Genomic DNA, 16,196 nt, shown 5'->3' with positions numbered 1-16,196 from the left:
AAACTTGCAACAGATCTTATATCAAGTATAGTGCTTTCTATCGATCGCGGGGTGGAGCAGTTTGGTAGCTCGTCGGGCTCATAACCCGAAGGTCGTCGGTTCAAATCCGGCCCCCGCAACCATTTCTTTTTTTGAATTCCAAGAAAAGAAATGTAAAAAAGAGTTAAATTTTTTCTTTAATTAAAAATTATTTATAAAAATTTTAATTCATTTGATTTCTATTGACAGTTTCTTTGTATTGTTCACTATTATCATCATTATGATATTTTGTTATAATGATCATATTATATAATAATAATGTCAATTAAAAAAATACTGTAAAGATCTTTCACTCTTATAACTTGGTAGTAGAGAACGTATACGTTCTTAAAACATTTAATATGTATAATATGTTTTATTTATTGCTATATATTCTTAAAAGCATTTTTAAATGTTTATATATTTTTTAGAACTTGCTTTATAAGAAAAATGTCTATGATTATTTTGATTATCTAAAAAGAGAAAACTGTATTAATAAAATGCCAATCGCTAAAAATAGCATTAATATTATTAGTTAGATTTGTTCTCATAGTTATAAGAAAGATAACAGAAATTGTATCCTATCAATACATGCGGAAAAACGTTGAGAAAATAAATATATTTGGTGGAAAGGCTGTAAACGCAGTAATTAGATATTGAAGATTACTCGATATGATTTTAGTTATATATAGTAATATAACGGCACAATTTCTTGATGATTTTGAGTTTATACACAAGATGATTATAATGCTGTAAGGATATATTAATAAGAGAGTAAAGTGATATAGGTAAATATTTACGATCGCGTGTAGTATAAACTAAGTATCGTTTTAAACTAGAAAAATATAATGATGTTATAATACTATTAATATAGTCTACTAATTATAGTTCAATTAAAGTGAATTAAGTTAATTAGAAAATATTGTTAGATCTAGATAAACTTTAAATAGTATTATAATACCCATCTTTATTTTTTGATTAACTATTCGTTATTTTGACATTTTACAGAAAATATATCGAATAAGATTTTAAATTCTAATTAGTTTATTCATTTCTAATTTTTAATATTGACTACTGATAGTAGATAATGGAGCATTATTTTTAATATCAATCGCTTTGTTTCATTAGTTTTAAGTAAGTATCATTCACCTCGATTTAGATGACGATAAAAAACTAAAATTTATTAATATGTTCACAGAGTATTTAATGTTATAGCGATTGCGATTACAGAAAATTCAGTAGTATTTATTGAGTGAATGAATTTTAAATATATCCTGAGGCACAAATCCGAGAAAGAGTTTCAATCAATAAGTATATAAGATAAAACTAGATATGAGATGTTTTTCATTAGTCTATATGAAGAGAAAACTGTTATTATAGTATTTTGAGTGAAAATGTAGAGATAATTAATTAGATAGTATAAGAGGTAAGTTTAATATAAAAATGGTTTTATAAATAAAGACTATAGAAATGTAAACTATGTGATAAGTTTTTAGTTGAGTCAATCTTAATAAGATTTTTATTAATCACAAAACGATCATTATTCATCAGTTTGTTGAAACTAATAATAAAATATATATACAATATTAATATTTATTTATTAAATATTAAGTATTATGTTAAAAGCACTTAAGTTCTTATATGTTTATCTTTAGTTATTTTCTAGTCCTAGTTATTATTAAGATTTTATTTAATATTTTTATAAATATTAAAATAATAATAAATACTAAATTTATAAAATGATAGGGTGTATTAAAAAATTTTTATAATTCTTTCAACTTTGACAATATTTTTTTGTTAATCCCTAAGTGTATTTATTATCTTAATATGGTTAAATGATATTGCAATATAAACTTCGTATGGAATATTTTTATTTTCATAATTTGAATAGAGTACGTAATAGATAATCATGGCTGAAATTATTTTCTAGTGAAATTATTATATACAACACGTATTAAAAGTATGATAATTATGCTATCTTCAGGTTCAATAGAATTGAGTTGTTTGTTTTTTTTGGCTATATACTCCGTTTTAGTTATAATTGTATAATACTTTTTAGGTATTTATCTATTATCTATTATATGTTATTTTATGATTAAATTTTTATAATTTTATCATCGTCTTTTGCATTAGATATATGTATATTCTTAAAGTTTTCTCTATTTATGAAAGCAGAATTTTTATTGTCTTCACGGTAGATTTCATTTTTTCTCATGTTTTCTCTTTGCAAATATCGCAATAATAAATAGTTTTTCTTGCCAGAAAACTCACTGAACAGAATTAGTTAGTAAGGAGCATTTTTATAGATATATACTAGTCTACAAAATATTATAAATCGATTTTAAAGTGATAACATAAAAATAAACAATTAATTTTATGGAATCAGCTGACACACACTAGTATAATAAAAAAAATCAAACCTCTTTGTTTTGTAAGAGTTGTTATTTAAAATATAATTATGAACAATAACTTAGATATCAATATTGATAGATTTTAGAGCATTCTCTTCAATAAATGCTCTACGTGGTTCAACTGCATCGCCCATTAAAGTAGTAAACAGCAAGTCTGTTGCAATTGCATCTTTAATTGTAACACGCATCATACGCCGAGTATCTGGATTCATGGTAGTTTCCCATAATTGTTCAGGATTCATTTCACCAAGACCTTTATAGCGTTGTATAGATAAACCACGGTGTGATTCATTGGTTAGCCATGTTATTACTTCTTCAAAGTTTTCAATATTTTGACGTTGTTCGCCACGTTTGATATAAGCACCTTTTTTTATAAGGTTGGCAATCATATTATTCAACTGTGTGATATGACGGTATTCACTACCATGAATAAAGTCAAAATTTAAATTATAATCGGTATCAACGCCATGAGTACGAATATGAATGATAGGTTCAAATAGCTGACGTTCACGATTTTTTATGATTGTATAGTTGTAAATACTATTAAATTTCTCATTGTTTTCTAAACGGTTCACTAATTTTTTTGCCCATTCTTCAACCTGTATACAATTTTTCAGTGCATCTTCTGTTAAAATCGAATGGTAAATTAAGCTATTAAGTAGTGCTAGTGGATAAACTCGCTCAAGACGACGGATAATTTTATTTGCCGTATTATACTTAACAACTAATTGTTTTAACTCTTCAACTTTCATAACTGGTGCGTCAGCACTTAAGTGCAGTGCAGCACCATCAAGTGCAATAGATACCAGGTATTCATCCATTGCGTCGTCATCTTTAATGTATTTTTCTTGTTTACCTTTTTTGACTTTATATAGTGGTGGTTGCGCGATATAAACATGACCACGTTCAACAATTTCTGGCATTTGACGATAAAAAAAAGTTAGTAGGAGTGTACGAATATGAGAACCATCAACGTCAGCATCAGTCATGATGATAATGCTATGATAACGTAGTTTGTCTGGGTTATACTCATCACGACCAATGCCGCAGCCTAATGCAGTGATAAGTGTAGCTACTTCTTGTGAAGAGAGCATTTTGTCAAAACGTGCTTTCTCAACATTAAGAATTTTACCTTTCAGAGGTAAAATAGCTTGGTTTTTACGGTTTCGTCCTTGTTTTGCGGAGCCGCCTGCTGAGTCTCCTTCTACAAGATAAAGCTCAGAAAAAACTGGGTTTCGCTCTTGACAGTCAGCGAGTTTACCTGGTAGATCAGCAAGATCTAATGCGCTTTTACGGCGATTCATTTCACGTGCTTTACGTGCTGCTTCACGAGTACGTGCAGCAGCAATAATTTTGCCAACAACAATTTTAGCATCATTTGGATTTTCTAGGAGGTACTCAACTAATTTTTCATTCATTATAGTTTCAACTGCTGTTTTTACTTCTGAAGAGACTAATTTTTCTTTAGTTTGTGATGAGAATTTAGGATCAGGTACTTTAACTGAAATTACTGCAATTAAACCTTCACGTGCATCATCGCCAGTGGCATTAACTTTAGTTTTTTTCTGATAGCCTTCTTTATCCATGTAGTTATTTAGTGTGCGTGTCATAGCTGCACGGAAGCCTGCCAAATGCGTACCTCCATCCCGTTGTGGAATATTATTAGTATAGCAATAGACATTTTCTTGAAAGCCGTCATTCCATTGCATTGAAATTTCGACACTAATGCTATCTCTCTCAGTAGAGAAATAAAATATTGTTGGGTGAATTGGTGTTTTATTACGACTTAAGTATTTCACAAAAGCTTGAATACCTCCTGCGTAATGAAAGTAATCTTTTCTACCGTTACGTTTATCAAGTAATTTAATTGAAACGCCAGAGTTTAAAAATGAAAGATCACGAAGACGTTTAGCTAAAATATCATACTCAAATTCAATAATGCCTTTAAAAGTCTTTAAACTTGGCCAAAAACGTACATGCGTACCCGTTAAATCGGTTTCACCGATAGCAGTTAACGGTCCTTGAGGTTCACCATTGATGTAGATTTGTTCATTGACTTTACCATCACGACGGATAATCAGTTCTAGTTTTTCAGATAAGGCGTTAACAACAGAAACTCCAACTCCATGCAAACCTCCAGAAATTTTATAAGAGTTAACGTCAAATTTTCCACCAGCATGAAGAACAGTCATAATCACTTCTGCTGCTGATATGCCTTCTTCTTGATGGATATCAGTTGGAATTCCGCGACCATTGTCTTGAATAGAAACGGAGTTATCGATGTGGATTGTAATGATAATGTTATCACAATAACCGGCGAGAGTTTCATCGATAGCGTTGTCAACAACCTCAAAGACCATGTGATGAAGACCTGTACCATCATCGGTATTACCGATATACATTCCTGGACGTTTACGTACGGCATCTAGTCCTTTTAATACTTTAATGCTTGAAGAGTCATATATGTTTGACATCAACATTTCTCGCTATATTTATTCTTGTGGTTTAATTTCTATTTTTATGTTTGAAGTAAAATATTTTTCTGTTTATATGAATTACATCTTTTACTATCTTAGGTGTTATTGTATTCACAAAGATTTGAGTTATTTAGCTTTAAATTAGATTCCTCAGCACTAACAACAAATTAAAATCAAATACTAATGTATATTCTTTAATAGATTAAGACATATTAATCTAGCTGATAGGATAAATAATTCTATATTTATATTAATATATATTATAGGTTTTACCTCATTACATAAAAATACATTTTTAGTGAGATTCAATTTATTTTCATTTATTAATCTCGTCAAACATCGATGTAGGTGGACATATCTTTTTTTAAAATTCTAGCTCTAATAGCTTTAAATTATTAATTATTTTGTTTGAACTTTTTGAAAAGAAATCAAAATAAAAAAATTTAGGTAAAATAGTGAACTACTTTGTTGAATAGGCCTCAGAAATATTTATGATATATTTTATTATATCATGAGAGAGTTTATTTGGAGAAAAATATTACCTTTTATCCTGATAGAATTTTCTTTTATAGAGACGAGTATTTTTTAAGGCGACATCGTATTATTTTAAAGATTTTTTTAGATCTAATTGAATGAGAAAAATAGTGTATAATATAATTACTCTCAGTTAATATAAGATGGGTTGTTATTGAGGATAATCATTAAGTAATATAAATTTTTTATAGTTGATTAACGGTATCGGTATTAATTGTATTAGTTTTCTGACACTGTTGAGTTCTTTAGCTATCTATCCTAATAGGACTGGTCACACCAGTATCTCGTTTCTTACTTAAATATATTATAATATTATCGTAGCAAATCACAATACATTAATTTCTTGTTTAAAATGTGGGTTATTTGTTTTTTATAACGGAGGAATCTATTTTTTTGAATATTAAAATAATATAATAATGACTCATGTTATTATAATACCAAGCTGGTTAATATATTATTTATTTTTAAATTTATTTCATTATATTCAATAAGAGATTAGTACCTTTCGTGTTAAAAAGATCACATATTTATAAATGAAAAAAAATCATATAAAATAACTATAACCGCATTGGCATAATAACATAGATAGAAGTTTTGTTTGTGGAGGCGGTAATTTTCATACTTGATATTGGATCAGTTAAAAACAGTGTGACATTTTCACTCTTTAGTGCGTTCAATACATCTAAAATATAGCTAACGTTAAAGCTGATTTCTATTTCAGTTCCTTCATACTTAACATCAATAATTTCTTCTGATTCTTCCTGCTCAGGATTGTTAGCTGTGATGCATAGTTGATTCTCACTAAAATACAGACGGACGCCGTGGAATTTTTCATTTGATAAAATCGCAGCACGAGAGAAAGATTGTTTTAATAAATCGCAGCGTGCTTCTAATGTTTTATCTGAGTGTTTTGGTACGACACTACGATAATCTGGGAAATGACCATCTACTAATTTAGAGGTAAAAATAAAGTTACTAACATGTGCTCGTATGTTAGTTTTACCAATTTGTAATTGTAAAGGTGAATCCACATAATCTAAGAGGCGCATTAATTCAATCACACTTTTACGTGGTACAATTACAGAATGAGAAGGAAGATTTTGGGCAATATTCATGGAAGAAATTGCAAGCCGATGCCCATCAGTTGATACAGTTCTTAATAGTTGATCTTCTGTTTCAAATAACATACCGTTGAGATAGTAACGCACATCTTGGTGTGCCATTGAAAATTGTGTTGCTTCAATTAAGCGTTTGAGTACCGATTGTGAAAGATAAAATGACACTTCGCTTTTCCAATTATCTAAGTTTGGAAAATCTACTGCTGGTAATGTTGATAGAGAAAAGCGGCTACGACCTGAACGGACAATTAATCTGTTATCATCGAGTTCTACATGGATGTTAGAATCTGTTGGAAGCCCGCGCCAGATATCAAAAAATTTACGTGCTGGAACAGTGATTTCGCCAACTTCATGCTCTTGATGTAAAGAAACATTAGCCATCATTTCCATTTCTAAGTCTGTTCCTGTCAATAATAACATGCCTTCTTTTATTTGAATAAGAATGTTTCCTAAAATTGGTAGTGCAGGACGTCCACCTACTGGACCACTAACTTGTTGTAATGGTTTTAATAATTTTTCACGTGTAATAGTAAATTTCATAGCAATTAAGATGATAATATTTTGAGTAAGTTAGAAAAATCTTCTTTTATGTCATGGTTTTCTTCTCGTAATTTCTCAATTTTACGACAAGCATGCAATACTGTTGTGTGATCACGACTACCAAAAGCATTCCCTATTTCAGGTAAACTATGATTTGTTAGTTCTTTTGCTATAGCCATTGCCATTTGACGTGGACGAGCAATAGAACGCGAACGGCGTTTAGAAAGTAAGTCTGCAATTTTTATTTTATAGTACTCAGCTACAGTCTTCTGAATGTTATTAATAGTTACGAGTTTTTCTTGTAGTGTTAATAAATCTCGCAGTGCTTCACGCACAAAATCTATCGTAATAGCGCAGCCTGTAAAGTCTGCGTTTGCAATAACACGATTTAGGGCTCCTTCTAATTCACGAACATTAGAACGCAAGCGTTTTGCGATAAAACAAGCAACTTCACTTGGAAGTTGTATTTTATTTTCATCAGCTTTCTTCATTAAAATTGCAATGCGTGTTTCGAGCTCTGGAGGCTCTATTGCAACTGTTAACCCCCAACCAAAGCGAGATGTTAATCGATCTTCAACTCCGTTAATTTCTTTAGGGTAGCGATCAGATGTTAAAATAATTTGTTGATTACCTTCCAATAATGCATTAAAAGTATGAAAAAATTCTTCTTGAGAACGTTCTTTTTTTGCAAAAAATTGAATATCATCAATAAATAAAGCATCAACAGAACGATAGTAGCGTTTAAACTCTTCAATAGCGTTATTTTGTAAAGATTTAACCATATCTTGAACAAAGCGTTCAGAATTCATATATATTACACGTGCATTAGTTTTATATTGTATGATATGTTTGCCAACAGCATGTAATAAGTGTGTTTTACCTAAACCTGTTCCTCCGTAAAGAAATAAAGGATTATATGCACCGCCTAAATTTTCTGCAACTTGTTTCGCGGCAGCACGAGCAAGTTGATTTGATTTGCCTTCTACAAAGTTATCAAATGTATGATTATGGTTAACATTAGAACGGTAAGGAATATTAGGTAGTGCTTTAATGAAGCCATCCCAATTTGGTCGTATAGGTGTTGATGAGATCGTCAGAGCTGGTTCTTTATGGGCATAACAAGTAGACAATGTTTGTGTTGACGAAACAAGGAGGGGTTTATTGCCTATTTTGAAGTGTAATGACGGTGCATTAATACCACAAAAATTACTTAACAATTCATTGATATTACTAATATATTTATCTCTCACCCAATCAAGGACAAAACGATTAGGGGCATAAAGTGCCAGTGTATTATCGTTTAATTCAGCTTGAAGGGGACGTATCCACATATTGAATTCTGTGGCAGGTAGTTCATTCTGTAATCGGGCAAGACATTGCTGCCAAAGCAAAAGTGACACGGTGGGCTCCCCCAACAAACTTTATAAAATAATATGAAAAAGAAATATGAATTCAGAAAAAATATTTTGGCTTCTAATATAGGGAACCAGAGAAGTAAAAATAATTTATTTTAACTATCGTATTTTAAAATCTTTTAATCAGATATGTGATTGGGATTATACCGTAAAATTATTAAGAGATCTCCATTTCTTTTATACAGTTTTTATGTTTTTTATCCAGAGACAATTGTGTTATTGCGTCGATTTAAAAGGGTATCTTGAATCTTTTTTAATATTATGATTTATGTATTATCTCAGAATTTATAATAAGGAAATTTGGTAGTAGTAACATTACTCAAGAAATATTTCAACACATTGAGTTTTATTATTCAGAAATTAAAATTCATGTATAGCGAAGAAGTCAATGTGTATGTGCTTTTTGTGTACTACTACTGTATATTTGAAAAATTGATTGTCAATAATGATGTTTACACTAGTTATTTCTTTAGCAAAACTATTGTATATTACCGTTTGAATATCGTTTGAATACCGTTTTAAATTTTAGAAAGAGACGCGGTTTAAACGAAAATTCAATATACTTAAAACAGGGTTAAATATGTGATTAGTCAGCTTCCTATCGATATTAATCAAAGAACTATTAAGAATATTTTGTAATTAATTATAAGCAATATTTTAAGAAGATGAATATATTTCATGAAAAAGTCATAATACAGGTTTAGAAAATTTTTAGAATCAAACTTTAAAAGGTAGTAGATATTTAGTTTCTTTCTGTCTTGTGAAAATAAAAGTACAATAAATAGTATGATGGAAAAGTGTTTTGATAACTTTGAGTTTGTGAAGATTATTGTAATTTGTAAAACAGCGAGAATGTATTAACTATCTTTAATAGTACAATTAGAATATTTTCGTATGATGCTTGTCTTGTTGTTGTTATAATTGCTAAAATAGAAAAATGTAATAAACTCTATGTCTTTTATTTAACCTGTAAATATTAGGTCGTTAAGTGTATCTTGTGTTTTTTGGAAAACATTGTTAAATATAGAAACGTTATAATGGTATTTAAATATTTGATTTTATTGAGTTAATTTAATAATGATTTTTTTGTGATGTTGAAAAACAATACTCCATAGATGTTTAAATTTATGTATTAGAATACTTCTTAGCATTAAAGATATTTTTTAGATTTACTAATAATTCTTGTGCTTTAAAAGCTGATTTCATATTATTTTACACTTATTTCACATTGTGAATATAATTTTATTCGGAGTGATTCTAAGTTAGGTCTAAAGATGAACATAATATATATTAATTGTTATAGCAGATGTAGTCAAACCAGTTGTGACTAGTTGTAAATTTCAACATTTTGATTACGTTATTGAATTGACGTGACTCTTTATATTTTATTATAATTCTTTTTTCTTATATTGTTTTAATATAAAGAGACTGGTATATGTCAGTTTTCATTGCTTGTAACGTATTTACTAAATCAGTGATAAATTTTAAAATTAGGTATCAATCTTTATGAAACGCACTTTTCAACCATCTAGACTGAAGCGAAAACGTTCACATGGCTTTCGTGCTCGTATGACCACTAAAAATGGTCGACAGGTTTTGGCTCGTCGCCGTGCCAAAAATCGCTCTCGTCTAACTGTTTCATCTAAGTAATAAAGCTAACTTTATAATGCAAATAATTAAGTTTAATTTTACTAAGGAACTTCGTTTGCTAACTTCTAAACATTTCGATGCTGTCTTCAAGAAACCTCAAAGGGCACATGCCCCAGAAATCACAATCCTGGGTTTCCGAAATGAACTAGGACACCCCAGAATTGGTTTAGCTATTGCTAAAAAAAATGTCAAAAAAGCTCATCAGCGAAATCGTATCAAACGCTTAGCACGTGAATATTTTCGTTTGCATCAGCATGAATTACCTTCAATGGATTTTGTATTATTTGTGAGAAAAAGAGTGGAAAATCTAGATAATCAACAAATTACAGAATTATTAGATCAATTATGGCAGCGACACAATCAATTAGTCAAAAATTTTTAATTGAGTTGATGAGTAATGATTAGTCAATACTTAATCCCATTATTAGGAGGTTACTTCGGTATTATTCCAAATGGTTTATATTATGGTGCTAATGTTATTTGTGTAAGTCCAAAAAGTGTAGAAAGTACTAGGGTAATGGTACAATATATATTCAAATGCTACCATATATAATGGTAGTGATGATTCTTTTCCGCTTAAAAATGATAATAATAGAGAATTATGACGATGAATTCGCAACGCAATCTTCTACTCATAGCTTTGATATTCGTTGCGTTTTTAGTATGGCAGGGCTGGGAAAGTAAGAAAGCTACTCAGGACGCACAAACTGTCAAAACTACGCAACAGACTAATGTCTTAAGTACTAATAATACTCAAGATTTAAGAAGTGTTGGGCAAGATAAGCTAATCACAGTAAAAACTGATGTTTTAGATTTGCGTATTAATACACGTGGTGCTGATATTAATGAAGCTTACTTATTAGCATATCCATCAACTCTTCATTCAAAAGATCCTTTTCGTTTATTAGAAACTACATCAAGTTTTATCTATCAGGCTCAAAGTGGTTTAATTGGTCAACATGGCCCAGATAATCCGGCTAATAATAATGGCATGCGTCCTCTTTACTTAGTTAATGCAGAAAAATTTACGTTGCAGGATGGTCAAAATGAGCTTCGTATTCCAATGATCTTTACTAATAAAGATGGTATAAGTTATCAAAAAACCTACGTTCTAAAACGAGGTCATTATACTATTACTGTTGAGTATAATATTGAAAACCCAACACATCAGTCTTTAAATCTAGTGTTTTTTGGTCAATTAAAACAAACTATGCACTTGCCGAAAGAGCGAGACACTAGTAGTAATAACTTTGCATTAAATACTTATCTTGGTGCTGCATATTCTTCAAATGAAACAAACTATAAGAAATACAGTTTTACTGATATTGAAGATAAAAACCTGAATCTAACCACTACAGGTGGTTGGGTTGCTATGCTTCAGCAATATTTTGCGACTGCATGGGTTCCTTCCACTAATGAAAAAAGTACGTTTTACACCACTGCTCTTAATAAAATGTTTGTTATTATTGGTTATAAAAGTGAGCCTATGACTATTTCAGCTAATAGTAGTGGGAGATATTCATCTACGTTATGGATTGGCCCTGAAATACAGTTAGAAATGGCAGAGGTTGCTCCATACTTAGACTTAACTGTTGATTACGGTTGGTTATGGTTTATTTCTCAGCCATTATTTAAACTGTTAAACTTTATTCATGGTTTTGTTGGTAATTGGGGTGTAGCTATCATCATTATTACTTTTGTCGTTCGTGGTATCATGTATCCGCTAACTAAAGCGCAGTATACGTCGATGGCAAAAATGCGTTTACTGCAACCAAAGTTAGCCGCAATGCGTGAGCGAATCGGTGATGATAAACAGCGTATAAGCCAAGAAATGATAGCAATGTATAAAGCTGAAAAAGTAAATCCACTTGGTGGTTGTTTACCTTTATTAATACAAATGCCTATCTTTCTTGCACTTTATTATATGTTGATTGGCTCAGTGGAATTGCGTCATGCCCCATTTTTTGGTTGGATTCAAGACTTATCAGCACAAGATCCTTATTATGTTCAGCCAGTTTTACTAGGTCTGACAATGTTTATTATTCAGAATATCTCACCAACTGAAGTGACTGACCCAATGCAGAAGAAGATAATGATTTATATGCCTGTTATCTTTACTGTTTTTTTTCTGTGGTTCCCATCAGGTTTAGTATTGTACTATATTGTAAGTAATTTAGTAACGATCATTCAACAACAAATTATTTATCGTGGATTAGAAAAATGTGGACTCCATAGGCGTAAGAAAAAACAAAAAAAAGATTTAAAATAATAATAATGTTACATAAGCTTCATATTCTTTTTTTTGGAAAATATATTTAGAATATAGTATTATCGAAATCGAGTTAGAAAATCATATTGATTTTTATGAGATTAATAGAGAAACGTCATGAAAGATAACGATACAATCGTTGCACAGGTAACACCTCCTGGTCGTGGTGGTGTTGGTATTTTACGAATATCAGGTCCAAAATCGGTTCTAGTTGCTGAAGCGGTACTCGGTAAGCTACCAAAAACGCGTTATGCAGATTACCTACCTTTTCGTGATGTTGACAAGACAGTGCTTGAGAAAGGTATTGCAATTTTTTTTCAAGGGCCTTATTCGTTTACTGGAGAAGATGTTTTAGAGTTACAAGGACATGGTGGTCCTGTGATTCTTGATTTATTGTTAAGACGTATTTTAAGAATTGATGGAATCCGTATTGCGAATCCTGGTGAATTCTCTGAACGTGCGTTTTTAAACGATAAATTAGATCTTGCTCAAGCTGAGGCGATCGCTGATTTAATTGATGCCAGTTCAGAACAAGCCGCTCGTTTTGCGATGAATTCATTACAAGGTGATTTTTCTGTTCAGATCAATCAAATTAGTGAAGCGCTAACTAGATTACGTGTATATGTTGAGGCAGAAATAGATTTTCCGGATGAAGAAATTAATTTTTTGTCTAATTCTAAAATTAAAATTACCCTAGATGAGGTGGTTGCTAATTTAGCGCGAGTTCGTTCAGAAGCACGTCAAGGTAGCTTGTTACGGGAAGGAATGACGGTGGTCCTTGCTGGTCGACCGAATGCAGGTAAATCAAGTTTGCTAAATGTTTTAGTAGGACATGAGGTAGCTATTGTAACTGATATTGCCGGTACAACTCGTGATGTTTTACGTGAACATATTCATATTGATGGGATGCCATTACATCTTATTGATACAGCAGGTTTGTGTGTAGCAAATAATGAAGTTGAGCGTATTGGTGTGGATCGTGCATGGAAAGAGATTAAACAGGCTGATCGAGTCTTGTTGATAGTTGATAGCACCACTACAGATAGAATAGAACCTCAGGAAATTTGGCCTGAATTTATGGAACGCTTATCAGACACATTACGTATCACTGTTATTCGTAATAAAGTAGATCAAACTGGTGAGAAAATTGAATTTGTTAAAAATGGAAGATACCCGTTAATTCGTTTATCTGCACGTGAAGAACAAGGAATAGATTTGTTACGTGACCACCTTAAAGAAGTAATCGGTTTTAATAGCAACATCACAGGGAGATTTTTAGCTCGTCGTCGCCATCTTCAAGCATTAGATTCTGCCGCTATACATATCTCTCAAGGTTATGAACAATTAGTATTTTATCGTTCTTATGAATTACTCGCTGAAGAGTTACGTTTTGCACAGAAAAAATTAAGCGAAATTACAGGTGATGTGAGTTCTGATGAATTGCTGAACCGGATTTTTTCAAGTTTTTGTATCGGAAAGTAAAATGTGCTGTTACTAATTTAGAACATTTAAAACACAATCAATCTTTTACTGGTCTTGTGTTATTTTAAAAATTATATGGTAAATTCTCAAAATTTTAATAATATATTTAGGTAAATTAGTGGAATTTATACTCGATTCATGTTTTTTGTAACTCTGAATTATTTCGCATTGGTCTGATCTGAATAATAATATTAACAATATTAACATTATTTAATATGATATATTGAATCATATTAAACGCTCTTTCTATTAAATAGACAATGTGTATATCTTGTAATAGTTTTTAAATATTAGATATTTTTATATTATTTTGCGTTTTGCATATATTTAAAAGTATATTTTCATGATACAAGTATTACCAATACTTTTTAAGTAATACTAAATATATAAATATTTTCGCTTTAGATAGAAAGTGATGACTAATAAAGAAATACAGAAAAGCCTCGTAAGCAAGATATGTTTGTATGCGCAGTAGTTAGAATGTCAATAGCATTATTCGAGTTTATTGATGTGTTACAATATTTATGAATATAGATATAGTTTTTTAAAAAATAACATAGATGCAAACAGGTTTCAGCGTTAAATAGTGTAGTGTGCTACATATTTAAAGTTTATGTTGTGCGATTTGAGTAATTATAAGAAAGATTACTAATAAAAATAGAAAATAATTTTGGACAACTTGAATCTGCATAAAAATTACTTGCATAGATGAAGAATACATGAAGATATAGAAAAAATATCATTAAATATTTTTAAATGGTCTGTATTATATACTGCATATAAATATTAAGATAGTGCAGTGTCATATATTTGATATTTTAAATAATCACTAAATTTTAGTTGTAAAATATGTATGAGGTTTACTTCACTAAGATCGACAAATATGAAACTATTGTAATAAGTATTTAAATATCTTCATTCAGTTTGTTTATTTAATCTACCTTGTCTTATCATTATTTAGAATATTTAATATTGATATTAGATGATAAAATTTTAACTTTATTCTGTATTTGAATAAAAGAGAAAAATTTGCACATATTCCCTTCGATTACTTGCTTTTTAAATTCAGTTGCGTATAATACGAAGGTTTATTGGTCAGTAAACCCCCCCGTTAAATTTTAACGATCAGTTTTGAGTTAACGATTGTTGCTCATTAAGATAATGCTCTCAACTTGGGAGTGATATCAAGAACGATTACATTCCCTATCAATCGAAATAGATACGATGTGAGGAGTAATTATTTACATTTATAAAATCATTGGAGCTCTGGTCGCATGCAGAACCAAAGAATCCGTATCCGCCTGAAAGCTTTTGATCATCGTTTAATCGATCGATCAACTATGGAAATCGTAGAAACTGCTAAGCGCACAGGTGCACAAGTTCATGGTCCTATTCCGTTGCCGACACGGAAAGAGCGTTTTACCGTTTTGATTTCTCCGCACGTTAATAAAGATGCGCGTGATCAATACGAGATTCGTACTCACAAACGTCTGGTTGACATCGTTGAGCCAACTGAAAAAACCGTTGATGCTTTGATGCGTCTAGACCTCGCGTCTGGTGTAGATGTACAGATTAGTTTAGGTTAATCAAGTCGTTGTATGTCGTTAAACGATCGAGAGGTTATTAAGAGGTTAAACAATGATTGGATTAGTCGGTAAAAAAGTGGGAATGACTCGCATTTTCACTGAAGATGGTGTTTCTATTCCTGTAACTGTTATTGCCATTGAAAACAATCGCGTTACACAAGTTAAAACTTTAGAAACTGATGGTTATAATGCTATTCAGGTAACTACAGGTAGCAAAAAAATTAATCGTATAACTAAACCTGAAGCATTTCATTTTGTTAAATCTGGTGTTGAAGCTGGGCGTATTCTTCGTGAATTTCGTACTGAAAAAAGTATTGACTTTAATGTAGGTCAAAGTATTAGCATTGAACTTTTCGCTGATGTGCAAAAAGTTGATGTTACTGGCATATCTAAAGGTAAAGGTTTTTCTGGCACAGTGAAACGCTGGAATTTCCGTACTCAAGATGCTACTCATGGTAACTCTTTGTCTCATCGTGTTCCGGGTTCTATTGGTCAGAATCAGACTCCGGGTAAAGTATTTAAAGGTAAAAAAATGCCAGGCCAACTTGGTTGTGAGCGTGTCACCATTCAGAGTTTAGATGTGGTACGTGTTGATTCTGATCGAAAATTGTTACTGGTTAAAGGTCCTGTTCCAGGAGCAACGGGGAGTGATCTGATCGTAAAACCTGCTGTTAAGGTTTAACGTCAAGGAGAGAG

Annotated in this window: 9 protein-coding genes and 1 tRNA gene; 7 read left to right on the top strand and 3 right to left on the bottom strand. The window is 30.9% G+C overall.

The annotated features are described in order from the left end of the window. Positions 1-45 precede the first annotated feature (45 nt). A tRNA-Met gene (locus tag GFV14_RS03000) sits at positions 46-122 on the top strand. Positions 123-2,488: 2,366 nt separating this feature from the next. On the opposite strand, the gene gyrB is transcribed toward GFV14_RS03000, so the two are convergent. The 3 genes from gyrB to dnaA all read right to left on the bottom strand — a co-directional run bounded on the left by gyrB (position 2,489) and on the right by dnaA (position 8,498). Further along, positions 2,489-4,903, bottom strand: a complete 2,415-nt coding sequence (gene gyrB / locus GFV14_RS02995) for a DNA topoisomerase (ATP-hydrolyzing) subunit B (RefSeq protein WP_457914195.1) — start codon at positions 4,901-4,903, stop codon at positions 2,489-2,491. 1,094 nt (positions 4,904-5,997) lie between these two features. Next, positions 5,998-7,098 carry a DNA polymerase III subunit beta gene (gene dnaN, locus GFV14_RS02990; RefSeq protein ID WP_457914194.1) on the bottom strand — a complete coding sequence of 367 codons (1,101 nt, stop codon included), beginning with the start codon at positions 7,096-7,098 and terminating at the stop codon, positions 5,998-6,000. A 5-nt stretch (positions 7,099-7,103) separates the two neighbouring features. Next, positions 7,104-8,498 carry a chromosomal replication initiator protein DnaA gene (gene dnaA / locus GFV14_RS02985; RefSeq protein WP_457914193.1) on the bottom strand — a complete coding sequence of 465 codons (1,395 nt, stop codon included), beginning with the start codon at positions 8,496-8,498 and terminating at the stop codon, positions 7,104-7,106. A gap of 1,521 nt (positions 8,499-10,019) precedes the next feature. On the opposite strand from dnaA, the gene rpmH reads away from it, so the two are divergent. From rpmH to rplC, 6 genes are all read left to right on the top strand, one after another. Further along, on the top strand, positions 10,020-10,163 hold the full coding sequence (gene rpmH, locus GFV14_RS02980; protein WP_457914192.1) for a 50S ribosomal protein L34: 144 nt from the start codon (positions 10,020-10,022) through the stop codon (positions 10,161-10,163). A gap of 22 nt (positions 10,164-10,185) precedes the next feature. Then, positions 10,186-10,545, top strand: a complete 360-nt coding sequence (gene rnpA, locus GFV14_RS02975) for a ribonuclease P protein component (protein ID WP_457914687.1) — start codon at positions 10,186-10,188, stop codon at positions 10,543-10,545. Positions 10,546-10,770: 225 nt separating this feature from the next. Then, positions 10,771-12,432 carry a membrane protein insertase YidC gene (gene yidC, locus GFV14_RS02970; RefSeq protein ID WP_457914191.1) on the top strand — a complete coding sequence of 554 codons (1,662 nt, stop codon included), beginning with the start codon at positions 10,771-10,773 and terminating at the stop codon, positions 12,430-12,432. 117 nt (positions 12,433-12,549) lie between these two features. After that, a complete protein-coding gene (gene mnmE / locus GFV14_RS02965) occupies positions 12,550-13,914 on the top strand; it encodes a tRNA uridine-5-carboxymethylaminomethyl(34) synthesis GTPase MnmE (protein WP_457914190.1) in 1,365 nt (454 codons plus the stop codon). Positions 13,915-15,188: 1,274 nt separating this feature from the next. Continuing rightward, positions 15,189-15,500, top strand: a complete 312-nt coding sequence (gene rpsJ / locus GFV14_RS02960) for a 30S ribosomal protein S10 (RefSeq protein WP_457914189.1) — start codon at positions 15,189-15,191, stop codon at positions 15,498-15,500. A 52-nt stretch (positions 15,501-15,552) separates the two neighbouring features. After that, positions 15,553-16,182 (top strand): 50S ribosomal protein L3, encoded by a 630-nt coding sequence (gene rplC / locus GFV14_RS02955; RefSeq protein ID WP_457914188.1) that lies wholly within the window; start codon positions 15,553-15,555, stop codon positions 16,180-16,182. Positions 16,183-16,196: the final 14 nt, after the last annotated feature.

Origin of the sequence: Candidatus Hartigia pinicola, from assembly GCA_020541205.1 — a bacterium.
GTDB lineage: Bacteria > Pseudomonadota > Gammaproteobacteria > Enterobacterales > Enterobacteriaceae > Hartigia > Hartigia pinicola.
The sequence above is the reverse complement of the archived record's forward strand: the minus strand, read 5'-3'. Positions and strand labels throughout refer to the sequence as shown.